A 12,635-nucleotide genomic window follows, 5' to 3' on the forward strand; every position below is an offset into this window, starting at 1 on the left:
GGTTCAGCCGGCGTTGGCGAAGGAGGCGCTGGAGGCCGGCGCCGCCTGGGTGACGGGGGCCGCGTTCGGCTGCTGGGCGACCGGGGCGATGGTCCCGGCCTTGGCCTGGACCTTCATGCCCGGCATCTGGATGCGCTGGCCGCCGGCGATGATGACGCGGTCGGTCGGCTTCAGACCCGAACGGATGACGCGCAGACCATCGACCAGAGGTCCGGTCTGGACGGCGCGCGGTTCGGTCGAGCCGTCGGGCTTGACGACGATGACCACGCGGCGGGCCGCGTCGGTCGAGATGGCGGCGTCGGGCACCAGCAGGGCCTGATAGGCGCCGGCGCCGGCCAGTTGGGCCTGACCGAACATGCCGGGCTTCAGGAAGCCGTCGGCGTTCTGGACCACGGCGCGCAGGCGGATGGTGCCCGAGGCCGGGTCGATGGCGTTGTCGGTGAAGTCCAGCGTGCCGACGCGGTCGTAGCTGGTCTCGTCCTGCAGGCGAATGCGGATCGGAGCGGCCCCGCCGGTGCGGGCGTCGCGCTGATACTTGAGCGCCAGGGCTTCGGAGCCGTCGAAGACGAAGTAGATCGGCGAGGCCGAGACCACGGTCGTCAGGACGTCGCCGGCCGACGAACCGCCGCCGACCAGGTTACCCGGATCGACGCGACGGTCGGAGACGCGGCCCGAGATCGGGGCCGTGACGCGGGTGAACTCCACGTCCAGTTGGCGGGCGCGGATGGCGGCGTTGGCGGCCGAGACAGCGGCCTGGGCCTGGGCCACGGCGCCGCGCTTGGAATCGACTTCAGCCTGAGACACGGCCTGCGAGGCCAGCAGGCCTTCGGAGCGCGTGAACTCAGTGCGGGCCAGGGTCAGCTGGGCCTGGGCCTGGGCCAGCTGGGCCTGAGCCGAGGCGAGCGCGGCCTGGGCCGGGCGCGGATCAAGCGTGAACAGCAGTTGGCCCTGGCGCACGAAGTCGCCGTCCTTGAAGTGGACCGACTGGATGTAGCCGCCGACGCGGGCGCGCACATCGACGGTGCGCGGAGCTTCAAAACGACCCGTGACCTCGTCCCAATCAACGATCTGACGGGCCAGAGGGGTGGCCACCGTCACCGGGGGGGCCTGGGGGGCGGGCGCTTCACCGCCCTTGGAACAGCCATAGAGGGCGGTCGCCATCAGTACGGACGCGGCCGCGATCTTCACCGTGCGCATCGGCGCATTCTCCTTGGGAGGGGATTTTGACGTAACAGACATAGCGGAACGGCGATCATCGGGGGAGGATGCGCCAGTCAACATCGGGTGACTTAATGATGATCATGGTTGCGCTTGTCAACGCCTGATGACAAAGCCATATAGGCGATAAGGTTTATAGGAGTACGACCACTTGGTCCTGTGCGACGCCCCCCGACCACGCAATGCGAACGCGACGCGCCAGGCAATTCTGGAAGCGGCGCGGGAGCGTTTTTGTTCCGACAGTTATGACGACGTCGGCATGCGCGATGTCGCGCGCGACGTCGGCGTGGATGCGGCCCTGATCAGCCGCTACTTCGGCTCAAAGGAAGACCTGTTCGTCGCCGTCCTCGACAGCTGCAAGAATGGCCGCGATCTGATGGACGGCCCGCGCGAGGATTTCGGCGATCGACTGGCGCGTGAGATCATCTACGACGAGGTCATGCCCTGTCAGGACGACGGGGCGGGCGCCAAGATGCGCGGCCTGCTGATCCTGCTGCGCTCGGTCGGTTCGGCCAAGGCGATGGACGTCATGCAGAGGACTTCCAACAGCCGCTTCTTCGATCCTCTGGCGGCGTGGATCGGCGGCCCCGATGCGCCAGTGCGTGCGCGTCTGGCGGCGGGTCTGATCATGGGCATGGCGATCGGACGCGAGCTGTCGGACGGTTATGCCTCGCTCGACGAGACGCAAAAGGCCGAGATGGCGCGGCGACTGGCCGTGGCCCTGCAGGGGTTGATCGACAACTGAATGCAAAAGGGCGGGCCGCGAGGCCCGCCCTTTCTCTTTTAAAGATATAGACGCCGAGGTTCAGGCCCAGTGCATGGGCACGTGACGCGCCGCCGCCCAGTGGATGGCGCGGATGGCGTCGACGATGGCGCGGGTGGCCTCGACCGTACCCAGAGCCCCGCCCAGATCGGCGGTGACGGCGCCCGAGGCCAGGACAGCGGCGACGGCGGCCTCGATCGAGTTGGCCTCGTCCTCCAGATCGAAGCTGTGACGCAGCATCATGGCCGCCGACAGCACCATGCCGACCGGGTTAGCCAGGTCTTGCCCTGCGATGTCAGGCGCCGAGCCGTGGATGGGCTCGAACAGGCCGGGGCCGTCGGCGCCCAGCGACGCTGAGGGCAGCAGGCCGATGGAGCCGCCCAGCACAGAGATCTCGTCCGACAGGATGTCGCCGAACATGTTTTCGGTCAGGATGACGTCATAGTCGCGCGGCTTGCGGATCAGGTGCATGGCCATGGAGTCGACCAGGGCGTGCTCCAGGGTGATCTGCGGATATGCCTCGGCGTGGATGCGGGTCACGACCTCGCGCCACAGACGGCTGGTCTCCATGACATTGGCCTTATCGACCGAGGTGACCTTGCCGCGGCGTTGACCGGCGGCCTGGAAGGCGGCGCGGGCGACGCGTTCGATCTCCTCGACCGTATAGACGCACAGGTCCGAGGCGCTGGTTTCGGTGCGGGTCTTTTCGCCGAAATAGACGCCGCTGGTCAGTTCGCGGAAGACGATCAGGTCGACGCCCTCGACGATCTCCTTCTTCAGCGGCGAGCGGTGGGCCAGGACGGGCGAGACCTGCAGCGGGCGCAGGTTGGCGTACAGGCCCATGGCTTTGCGGATGGCCAGCAGGCCTTGCTCCGGTCGAACCGGGGCGCCGTCCCACTTGGGACCGCCGACGGCGCCCAGCAGGACGGCGTCCGAGGCCAGACAAGCAGCCTTGGTTTCCTCGGGCAGGGCCTCGCCGGCGGCGTCGATGGCGGCGCCGCCGATCAGGTGCTCGGCGAACTCGAAGCGATGGCCATAGATGTCGCCGATGCAGGTCAGCACGCGCTGGGCCGCCAGGGCGACCTCAGGGCCGACGCCATCGCCCGGCAGGACCACGATGTTGAAGGTGCGAGTGTGGGGCATCAGTTGGTCTCCGGTTCACGGAAGCGTTCATAGGTCTGGATGTAGGGCAGCTTGGCTTGCAGCCAGCCGAGAGTGTCGACGCCGTCGAGCAGGCACTGGCGGGCGAAGGCCTCGACCTTGAACGGGACGGGGGCGACATTGCCGCGCCGGATCTCGCCGGCTTCCAGGTCGATGGTGACGGGCTGTTCGGGGTGGGCGGCCAGGTCGTCCCAGGTCGCCTGATCGACGACGATGGGCAGCAGACCGTTCTTCAGGGCGTTGGAGGTGAAGATGTCGGCGATCTCGGTCGAGATCACCGCCCGGAAGCCATAGTCCAGCAGGGCCCAGGGGGCGTGCTCGCGCGACGAGCCGCAGGCGAAGTTGGGGCCCGCCAGCAGGATGCGCTGCTCGGTCGGATCGATGCGGTTCAGCACCGCCTCGGGCCTGGCCGAGCCGTCGGCTTCATAGCGCCAGTCGTGGAAGGCGTGGGCGCCCAGACCTTCGCGCGTGGTGGTGGTCAGGAAGCGCGCCGGTATGATCTGGTCGGTGTCGATATTGGCCTGGCTCAGGGTCAGGGTCTTCGACGTCAGGACTTTGAACGGATCAGACATGGGCCGCCTCCAGATAGGCGCGCGGGTCGGTCAGGACGCCGGCCACGGCGCTGGCCGCGGCGGTCGCGGGGCTGGCCAGGATGGTGCGGGCGCCCTTGCCCTGACGGCCTTCGAAATTGCGGTTGGAGGTCGAGACCGCCAGCTGGCCCTCGCCGACCACGTCGCCGTTCATGGCGATGCACATGGAACAGCCGGGGATGCGCCACTCGGCGCCGGCATTGATGAAGACCTGATCCAGCCCCTCGGCCTCGGCGTCGCGACGCACGGCCTCGGAGCCGGGGACGACCAGCATGCGAACGCCCGGCTGGACCTTGCGGCCGCGCAGGACCTCGGCGGCGGCGCGCAGGTCGGGCAGGCGACCATTGGTGCAACTGCCGATGAAGACGACGTCGACCTTGTGGCCCGTCGTCGCCTCGCCCGCGGTGAAGCCCATGTAGGCGATGGCCTTGCGGTCCGAGTCCGAGCGCGGCAGCGGCACTGGGGCGCCGACCGGAGCGCCCGCGTCGGGGGTGGTGCCCCAGGTGGCCATGGGACGGATGGCGGCGCCGTCCAGCGTCACCTCCTTGTCGAAGGTCGCGCCGGGGTCGGAGGCCAGACCCAGCCAGTCAGCGGCGGCGGCTTCATAGTCGGCGGGGACATGACGACGGCCACGCAGCCATTCGATAGTCGTCTGGTCAGGAGCGATCATGCCCGCGCGGGCGCCCGCCTCGATGGACATGTTGCACAGGGTCATGCGCCCTTCCATGTCCAGCGAACGCACGGCCTCGCCGGCATATTCGATGACATAGCCGGTGCCGCCGCCAAAGCCGATGGCGGCGATGACGGCCAGAGCCACATCCTTGCCCGAGACGCCGGGGCGCAGAGCCCCGTTGACGGTGACGCGCATGGACCTGGCGCGGCGCTGCAACAGGCACTGGGTGGCCAGGACGTGCCCGACCTCGGAGGTGCCGATGCCGAAGGCCAATGCGCCGAAAGCCCCATGCGTGGCGGTATGGCTGTCGCCGCAGACCACGGTCATGCCCGGCTGGGTCAGGCCCAGCTCAGGCCCCATGACGTGAACCACGCCGCGCTGATCGGAACCCCAGCCGGCCAGCTCGATGCCGTGGCGGGCGCAGTTGGCCTCCAACGTCTCGACCTGCTTGCGCGCCTGGTCGGTGACATAGGGGCGCTGGCCGTCGGGACCTGCGGGCAGGGTCGGGGTCGAGTGATCCAGGGTGGCGAAGGTGCGGTCGGGGCGGCGGACCTTCAGCCCGCGCGCCTCGATTTCGGAAAAGGCCTGAGGCGTGGTGACCTCGTGGACCAGGTGCAGGTCCACATACATGACGCCCGGCGTCTCGGTCGTTTCCGGTACGACGACGTGCCGGTCCCAGACCTTTTCATACATAGTCCTTGGCAGGGTTCTAGGCGGGCTCATGCACGCGTTCCTTGGGGGAGGTCGCAGCCTCGCCGATGGGTTCCAGCCAGCCGAAGCGGTCGGGGGTCGTGCCGTCGAACAGGCCGCGGAAGGCCTTGTTGACCGCCTTGGTGATCGGGCCGGGGCCGTTGGCGCGGGTGGCGATGCCGTCGACGGAGCGGACGGGGGTGATCTCGGCGGCGGTGCCGGTCATGAAGACCTCGTCGGCGACGTAGAGGGCTTCGCGCGGCAGGATCTGCTCGCGCGCCTCATAGCCCAGACCGCGCGCCAGCTTCATGACGCTGTCGCGGGTGATGCCCTGCAGGATGGAGGCGGCGGCGGGCGGGGTCATCAGCACACCGTCCTTGATCACGAACAGATTCTCGCCGGCGCCTTCGGACAGCAGGCCGTCAGCGCCCAGGGCGATGCCTTCGCCGAAGCCGCGCACGCGGGCTTCGCGGCCGATCAGATAGCCGGACAGATAGTTGCCGCCGGCCTTGGCGCCCGACGGGATGGTGTTGGGGGCGACGCGGTTCCAGCTGGAGATGCAGGCGTCGACGCCCTTTTCCAGCGCTTCCTGGCCCAGATAGGCGCCCCAGGGAAAGGCCGAGATCATGACGTCGGTGCGGATGTTGTCCGGCGACGGCGACACGCCCATGCCGCATTCACCCAGGAAGGCCAGGGGGCGCAGGTAGGCCGAACGCAGGCCCTCGGAACGGACCACCTCCTTGCAGGCCTGAACCAGTTCGTCCTCGGTGAAGGGCAGGGGGAAGTGATAGATGCGCGCGCTGTCGAACAGGCGACGCACGTGGTCGGTCAGGCGGAAGCCGCACGGGCCGTTCGGGGTGTCATAGACGCGGATGCCTTCGAACACCGAGGTGCCGTAGTGCAGGGCGTGGCTCATGACGTGAACCGTGGCGTTTTCCCACGCGATCAGTTCGCCATTGATCCAGATATTCTTAGCCAGCGGTTGCATAGGTCTTGTCCATTTGTGCGGAGGCGCCCCCGGCTGTCACAGCCGTGATGATGGCGGTCAGCTCCGCGTCATTGATTTCGCCGATCTGGTCGGCGCGTTGCTTGAAGCCGGCGAAGACGTCGGCCAGGCGTTGGCCTTCCAGCACATGGCCCAGGGCCTCGGCCCGCTTGCCGACCGCGTGGCGGCCGGAATGCTTGCCCAGCACGAAGTAGCTGCCCTCGAAACCAACGTCCTCGGGACGCATGATCTCGTAGGTGCGGGCGTCGGCCATCATGCCGTGCTGGTGGATCCCGGCCTCGTGGGCGAAGGCGTTCAGGCCGACGATGGCCTTGTTGCGGGCGATGACCGTCTCGGTCACGTCGCGCAGGGTCTGCGAGGCGCGCACCAGGTGACGGCTCTCGGCGGATACGCTGACGCCATAGCGGTCCGCGCGGGTGCGCAGGGCCATGATGATCTCCTCGATGGAGGCGTTGCCGGCGCGTTCGCCGATGCCGTTGATCGCGCCCTCGATCTGACGCGCCCCGCCCTCGACAGCGGCCAGGGAGTTGGCCACGGCCAGACCCAGGTCGTTGTGCGCGTGCGACGAGAAGATCACGTCGGCGTGGCGCGGGCGGATGATGCCGTCGAGATAGGCGAAGCGTTCGCGCGATTCCTCGGGCGTGGCGTAGCCGACGGTGTCGGGCACGTTCAGCGTCTGGGCGCCTGCATCGGCGGCGGCCATCAGGGCCTCGGCCAGGAACTCTGGCTCGGTGCGGAAGGCGTCCTCGGCCGAGAACTCGATGTCGTCGAACATCGAGGCGGCGTATTCCACCGAGCGCGAAATGGTGGCCAGCACCTCGTTGGTGCTCATCCGCAGCTTGGCCGAGCGATGGATCGGGCTGGTGGCCAGGAAGACGTGGCAGCGGCGATGCGATTTCGGCGCAGGCGACAGGGCCCGGAACGAGGCGTCGATGTCCTTCTCGTTGGCGCGATTCAGCGAGGCGAAGACCGGGCCCTCGATCTCGCCGCAGACGCGCCGGATGCATTCCTCGTCGCCCGGTGAGGCGGCGGCGAAGCCGGCCTCGATCACATCCACGCCCAGGTCGCGCAGGACATGGGCCATCTTCAGCTTGGACTCGGCCGACATGGAGAAGCCGGGGGCTTGCTCGCCGTCGCGCAGGGTGGTGTCGAAGATGATGACGCGGTTGGGATCCGACGCCGCAATCTCGGCGGTTCTGGATACTCGTTCTACTCGGGACATATTACGCGGCCTCGGACTGGAAGGACTGGGCGGCGATGCGGGACACGCCGAACAGGCGGTCGATCTGGCAGCCCAGGTTGTCGATGGAACGCGCGGCGTCGCGGCCGCGCACGGTCAGGGCGATGCGGCGCGAGGGGCCTTCGTCAGCCATGCTCATGCCGTCGATGTGGAAGCCGCGGCGTTCCACCAGGCCGATGAGACGCTGAAGCGAGCCGTCGGCCCGGTCGATCTGGATGTGAATGGTGTCGCTCATGTTCATGCGCCTTCCATCATTTCAGCGTTGTTCTTGCCCGGCGGAACCAGAGGCCAGACGTTCTCTTTGGGGTTGATGATGACGTGGGCCAGGCAGGGGCCGTCGGCGGCCAGCAGACGGGCGATGCCGTCTTCGACCTGATTGCGGCGGTCGATGCGGAAGGCCTCGATGCCGAAGGCCTCGGCCACTTTCACGAAGTCCGGGTTGTCGGACAGATCGACCTCGGAATAGTTCTCCTCGAAGAACAGCTCCTGCCACTGGCGCACCAGGCCGAGCGAGGAATTGTCCAGCAGGACGATCTTCAGGGCGACGCCGTAACGCTTCAGCGTGGCCAACTCCTGGATGTTCATCATGAAGCCGCCGTCGCCGGCGATGGTGACGACCGTGGCCGAGGGATCGGCCAGCTTGGCGCCCAGGCCGGCGGGCAGGCCAAAGCCCATGGCCCCCAGACCGCCCGAGGTGATGTGGGCTTCGGGCTTGGAGAAGCGGCAGTGTTGGGCGGCCCACATCTGATGCTGGCCGACGTCGCAGGCGGCGACGAAACGGTCGCCGGCGGCCTCGGACAACTGCTTCAGCAGGGCGGGCGCATAGACGCCTTCGCCCGGCGCGTCATAGCGGGCGGCGTGACGCTCGGCCGCTGTGGCGCAGCGGATGACCCAGGGGTCGATAGCCAGAGGCGCAGCCGCCAGACGCGAAGTCAGGGCCTCGACGCCGGGCTTCAGCTCGCCAGCGACCGCGACGTGGGTTTCACGCAGCTTGCCGATCTCGGAGGCGTCGATGTCGAAATGGACGACGCGGGCGTGGGGCGCGAACTCGGCCAGCTTGCCCGTGGCGCGGTCGTCGAAACGGGCGCCCAGGACGATCAGCAGGTCGGACGACTGAACCGCCTCGTTGGCGGCGCGCGTGCCGTGCATGCCCAGCATCCCCAGATAGCCGGGGGCGTCGGTGGGGACGGTGCCCAGGGCGTTCAGGGTTGAGACGGTGGGGATGCCGGTGGCCTCGGCGAAGGCGCGGACGGCCTCGGTCGCGCGACCGATCTTCACCCCGCCGCCGATGTAGATCAGCGGGCGCTCGGCGGCGCGGATGAAGCGCTCGGCCTCGGCGATAGCGTCGTGGTCGACCTCGGCGGTCTCATTGGGGATGTTGAAGCCGAACGGGGCGACGGCCGTGGCGAACTGGACGTCTTTCGGCAGATCGACCAGGACCGGGCCGGGGCGCCCCGAGGCGGCGATGTGGAAGGCTTGTTCGACGGCGGCCGGGATCTCCGAGGCGTCGCGCACCAATATAGAGTGCTTCACGATCGGCAGGGTGACGCCCAGGATGTCGATCTCCTGGAAGGCGTCGGTGCCCATGACGCCCTGGGGGACGTTGCCGGTGATGCAGACCATGGGCACCGAATCCATCATGGCGTTGGCGATGCCGGTGATCAGATTGGTGGCGCCGGGGCCGGAGGTGGCCATGCAGACGCCGACCTTGCCCGAGGCGCGGGCATAGGCGTCGGCGGCGAAGGCCGCGCCCTGTTCGTGACGGACCAGGATGTGCTTCAGGCCCGTGCCGGTCAGGGCGTCGTAGATGGGCATGATGGCGCCGCCGGGGTAGCCGAAGACCACCTCCACACCCATCCGCTCCAGGCTGGAGACGAGCAGGCGCGCGCCGGTGGCCGTGTCGTTCACGGTCGCCGGAGCGGAGGCGGTTTTCAGGGCGGGCGCGGCGGCGCTCATCGGGTCAGTCTCTCTTTATATATATACAGGTCAGGCGGCTTCAGACTTGGGGGTCTGCAGCCAGGCCATGCGCTCGCGCAGGCGGGCGCCCGTCTGCTCGATGTGAGATTGGCGATCGGCGTCCAGCCAGGCGTCGTACTGCGGCTTGCCGGCCTCGTTCTCGGCGATCCAGTTGCGCGCGAAGGTGCCGTCCTGGATCTCGGTCAGGACTTCCTTCATGCGGGCGCGTGTCTCGTCGGTGATGACGCGCGGACCCGAGGCGACAGCGCCCCACTTGGCGGTTTCCGAGATGAAGTGGTGCATCTTGGAGATGCCGCCCTCGTAGAAGAGGTCCACGATCAGCTTCAGCTCATGCAGGCATTCGAAGTAGGCGATCTCGGGCTGGTACCCGGCCTCGACCAGGGTGTTGAAGCCCGAGATGACCAACTCCTTGGCGCCGCCGCACAGGACGGCCTGTTCGCCGAACAGGTCGGTCTCGGTCTCTTCGCGGAAAGATGTCTCCAGCAGGCCGCCGGTCGCGCCGCCGATGCCCTTGGCGTAGCCCATGGCGCGGTCGCGCGCCTTGCCGGTCGCGTCCTTCTCGATGGCGAACAGGCTGGGGACGCCGCGGCCGCGTGCGAACTCGCGACGGACCAGATCGCCCGGACCTTTAGGGGCGACCAGGATGACATCCATGTCGTCGCGCGGCGTGATGCGGTCGTAGATGATCGAGAAACCGTGGGCGAACAGCAGGGCGGCGCCCGGCTTGGCGTTGGGCTCGATGATGTCGCGATAGACCTCGTTTTGGATCATGTCCGGGGTCAGGATGGCGATGATGTCTGCGCCGCGAACGGCCTCGGCAGGTTCCGCGGTGGGGATGCCGTCGGCGGTGGCGTGTTTCCAGCCCGTGCCGCCGTGACGCACGCCGACGACGACGTCATGACCCGAGTCCTTCAGGTTCTGGGCGTGGGCGCGACCTTGCGAGCCATAGCCGATGACGGCGATGCGCTGGCCGGCGATGGCGCCCGGCTTGATGTCGTCGTTGGTGTAGATGGTGATGGCCATGGTTCAGGCGTCCTCAGAAATCGGGGCGTTGGAATAGGTCGCCGGGGTTTGGGCCGGCGGCGGATTGGGGATGGTCACGGCCCCTTGCGAGGCGGAGGCGACTGCGGCGCGGTATTTCGCGAAAACGCCTTGCGCCGGACGGACCCGGTTGGGGGCGAAGTCCGCCCGGCGCGCCTCCAGATCGACGAGCACATCGATCCGGCGGTTGGTGACGTCGATGACGATTGGATCGCCATCGCGAATGAGTGCAATCGGGCCGCCCGCCGCCGCTTCGGGCGAGACGTGGCCGGCGACGAAGCCGTAGGAAGCGCCCGAGAAGCGACCGTCGGTCAGCAGGGCGACGTTCTCGACCTTGCGGCCCTTCAGGGCGGCGGTGACCTGCAGCATCTCGCGCATGCCGGGACCGCCCTTGGGGCCTTCGTAGCGGATGATGATGACGTCGCCTTCGCCGACCGAGCCGTCCTGAACCGCGTGGAAGGCGTCTTCCTCGCAGTCGAAGACGGCGGCGGGGCCTTCAAAGCGGTCGACCTTGTGGCCGGTCAGCTTGATGACCGCGCCCTCGGGGGCGACGTCGCCATAGATGACGGCGTAGGAGCCGCGCGCCATGACCGGGGTGTCCATGCTGGCGACGACCTGCTGGCCCGGGGTCTCCTCGGCCTCGGCGGCCTCGGTGAATAGGCTGCGGCCGCTGACGGTCGGGGTGTTGATGATCTTGCCCGCCTCGGCCAGCCGCTGGGCGACCAAGCGCGTGCCGCCCGCTGCGAACAGGTGCGAGGCCAGGAAGCGGCCGCCGGGCTTCAGGTCGCAGATGACCGGAGCCTCGACGCAGGCCTGGTGGCAGTCCTCAATGCCGAAGTCGACGCCGGCCTCGGCGGCGATGGCCGTCAGGTGCATGACGGCGTTGGTCGAGCCGCCCGAGGCCGAGACCGCGACAGCGGCGTTCTTCAGGCTGGCCCTGGTGATGTATTTGCGGGCGGTGTCGCCGGCGAAGACGCGCTCGACGATCAGGCGACCGCAGCGCTCGCCTTCCGCGCCCTTGCCGGGATCGACGGCGGGGACGTCATTGGCGCCCATGGGGCTGATGCCCATCATCGCCAGAGCCATGGCCATGGTGTTGGCCGTGAACTGACCGCCGCAGGCGCCGGCGCCGGGGCAGACCGCGCTCTCGACCGCCTTCAGGCCCTCGTCGGACAGGGCGCCCGCGCCGTGGGCGCCGATGGCCTCGAACACCTCCTGGACCGAGACCTCCTTCTCGCCGATCCGGCCAGGCATGATGGTGCCGCCGTAATAGACCAGGCCGGGGATATCCATCCGGGCCAGGGCCATGGCCGCGGCCGGGATGGTCTTGTCGCAGCCGACGATGCAGACGACGCCGTCCAACTGATGCCCCTCGACGGCCAGCTCGATGCTATCGGCGACGACTTCGCGGCTGATCAGCGAGGCCTTCATGCCCGCCGTGCCCATGGAGATGCCGTCGGTGACCACGATGGTGTTGAAGTCCACCGGATAGCCGCCCGCCGCGATGATGCCGGCGCGCACGTCTTTGGCCAGGCGGTCCAGGTGCATGTTGCAGGGGGTGACCGTCGACCAGGTGTTGACGATGGCGATCATCGGCTTGTCGAAGTCGGCGTCCTGCATCCCAGCGGCGCGCAGATAGGACCGCGCCGCGGCCCGGGTCGGGCCCTGGGTGACGGCGGAACTGCGCGCATTGGGTCGATTTTTGCTGTCGGGCGTCTTGGTCATCGGATTCTTGGAAGGTTCTGTCTGTCGGTTCTGTGTCGGGCACATGAAAAACCCCGCTGCCGGATGGGAGCGGGGTGAAAGCGGGCGATTTTGACTGGGTTAGGTCAGGTCGCAGGCATCCACACCGCTCGGCTAAGCGGAATAAGAATTACCGAAAGAAGGAGTACGCCCAGCGACAGCACGCGCAGATCGGCCGCCGCTTTCGCGGGGCTCAGGATCGCAGCAATGGCGGCGCGGTGGGACACGGAAGAACCTTTCAACTGGGCGCTCTTATGCCGCCCTCCATGCTGCGACGCAACCCGTTGCGGCCGGAATGTGGAAGAAAAATGCGTCGGCGTTCGCTTTGGCCCGTTCTGCGCGCATCCGATCCCTAACGAGCGAGGACTGACGCAACATTTCACCGCCTCAGGTCTTGCCATCTATATGTGCGTCTCGAGCGGCGGCGCGAATGCGGATGGCGGGGCCTTCTGTCTGGGACTCGCGTTCGTTGAGATAGTTCGCATTTCTGTCATTTGAGGGTTGTGGACTCGGGTGGGTGTCCGTATATCCGC

General features: G+C 67.9%; 11 protein-coding genes. 1 reads left to right on the top strand and 10 read right to left on the bottom strand.

What is annotated here, in order from left to right:
- Window positions 1-3: 3 nt before the first annotated feature.
- On the bottom strand, window positions 4-1,197 hold the full coding sequence (locus CQ039_RS13915; protein WP_105564124.1) for an efflux RND transporter periplasmic adaptor subunit: 1,194 nt from the start codon (window positions 1,195-1,197) through the stop codon (window positions 4-6).
- Between the two features lie 172 nt (window positions 1,198-1,369).
- Here CQ039_RS13915 and CQ039_RS13920 point away from each other — a divergent pair, with 172 nt between their 5' ends.
- On the top strand, window positions 1,370-1,963 hold the full coding sequence (locus CQ039_RS13920) for a TetR/AcrR family transcriptional regulator (RefSeq protein WP_105564123.1): 594 nt from the start codon (window positions 1,370-1,372) through the stop codon (window positions 1,961-1,963).
- Window positions 1,964-2,023: 60 nt separating this feature from the next.
- Here the strand turns inward: CQ039_RS13920 and leuB are convergent, their stop codons facing one another.
- From leuB to CQ039_RS13965, 9 genes are read right to left on the bottom strand one after another with little or no spacing between them, the layout of a single operon-like run.
- The gene (gene leuB / locus CQ039_RS13925; protein WP_105564122.1) at window positions 2,024-3,124 is read right to left on the bottom strand and encodes a 3-isopropylmalate dehydrogenase; all 1,101 of its coding nucleotides are present in this window, start codon (window positions 3,122-3,124) and stop codon (window positions 2,024-2,026) included.
- Window positions 3,124-3,714, bottom strand: coding sequence for a 3-isopropylmalate dehydratase small subunit (gene leuD, locus CQ039_RS13930; RefSeq protein ID WP_105564121.1), 591 nt, complete (start codon window positions 3,712-3,714; stop codon window positions 3,124-3,126). The genes leuB and leuD overlap by 1 nt, the downstream gene beginning before the upstream one ends.
- On the bottom strand, window positions 3,707-5,128 hold the full coding sequence (gene leuC / locus CQ039_RS13935) for a 3-isopropylmalate dehydratase large subunit (RefSeq protein WP_105564120.1): 1,422 nt from the start codon (window positions 5,126-5,128) through the stop codon (window positions 3,707-3,709). Before leuC ends, leuD begins: the two co-directional genes overlap by 8 nt.
- Entirely contained in the window at window positions 5,115-6,083 is a 969-nt protein-coding gene (locus CQ039_RS13940) for a branched-chain amino acid transaminase (protein WP_105564119.1), read from the bottom strand. Before CQ039_RS13940 ends, leuC begins: the two co-directional genes overlap by 14 nt.
- Complete coding sequence (locus CQ039_RS13945; protein WP_105564118.1) at window positions 6,067-7,323, bottom strand: 2-isopropylmalate synthase; 1,257 nt, start codon at window positions 7,321-7,323, stop codon at window positions 6,067-6,069. The genes CQ039_RS13940 and CQ039_RS13945 overlap by 17 nt, the downstream gene beginning before the upstream one ends.
- A 1-nt stretch (window position 7,324) precedes the next feature.
- Window positions 7,325-7,576, bottom strand: a complete 252-nt coding sequence (locus tag CQ039_RS13950) for an ACT domain-containing protein (RefSeq protein WP_105564172.1) — start codon at window positions 7,574-7,576, stop codon at window positions 7,325-7,327.
- 2 nt (window positions 7,577-7,578) lie between these two features.
- Complete coding sequence (gene ilvG, locus CQ039_RS13955; RefSeq protein ID WP_199183657.1) at window positions 7,579-9,297, bottom strand: acetolactate synthase 2 catalytic subunit; 1,719 nt, start codon at window positions 9,295-9,297, stop codon at window positions 7,579-7,581.
- Between the two features lie 30 nt (window positions 9,298-9,327).
- Entirely contained in the window at window positions 9,328-10,341 is a 1,014-nt protein-coding gene (gene ilvC / locus CQ039_RS13960; protein ID WP_105564117.1) for a ketol-acid reductoisomerase, read from the bottom strand.
- A gap of 3 nt (window positions 10,342-10,344) precedes the next feature.
- Window positions 10,345-12,084 (bottom strand): dihydroxy-acid dehydratase, encoded by a 1,740-nt coding sequence (locus CQ039_RS13965; protein ID WP_105564116.1) that lies wholly within the window; start codon window positions 12,082-12,084, stop codon window positions 10,345-10,347.
- Window positions 12,085-12,635 lie beyond the last annotated feature (551 nt).

The organism is Brevundimonas sp. MYb52 (assembly GCF_002979535.1).
Taxonomy (GTDB): domain Bacteria; phylum Pseudomonadota; class Alphaproteobacteria; order Caulobacterales; family Caulobacteraceae; genus Brevundimonas.